This window comes from Bradyrhizobium sp. NBAIM01 (assembly GCF_020194115.1).
GTDB lineage: Bacteria > Pseudomonadota > Alphaproteobacteria > Rhizobiales > Xanthobacteraceae > Bradyrhizobium > Bradyrhizobium yuanmingense.
Genome location: NZ_JADYVU010000048.1, coordinates 1 through 261, shown reverse-complemented (window position 1 = coordinate 261; position 261 = coordinate 1). Strand labels below are relative to the sequence as shown.

Annotated in this window: 1 protein-coding gene; it reads right to left on the bottom strand. The window is 67.0% G+C overall.

Annotated features, from left to right (window positions below):
* A partial coding sequence (locus I6F31_RS36305; protein WP_225187072.1) for a hypothetical protein occupies positions 1 to 205 on the bottom strand: 205 nt, incomplete at its 3' end.
* Between the last annotated feature and the right edge of the window lie 56 nt (positions 206 to 261).

Sequence of the window (261 nt, the reverse complement as noted above, 5' to 3'; positions counted from 1 at the left end):
TGCTCACCGGGGCCTCGGTGCTGCCCGAGAGGTCCGTGTAGCTGGCGGTGGCCCGTATGAAGCTGCCGACCTGAGCCTGGCCGAGGACCAGCGTGCTCGCGGTCGCGCCACTGATGTTGCTCCACGAATTGCCGTTCGCACTCTGCTGCCACTGATAGGAGACGGTGCCCGGCACTCCGTCCGCATCGCTCACGGTCGCGGTCAAGGTCTGGTTCTGCGTCGGCGTCCCGCTGACGCTTACCACACCGGGGCGGTTATTGG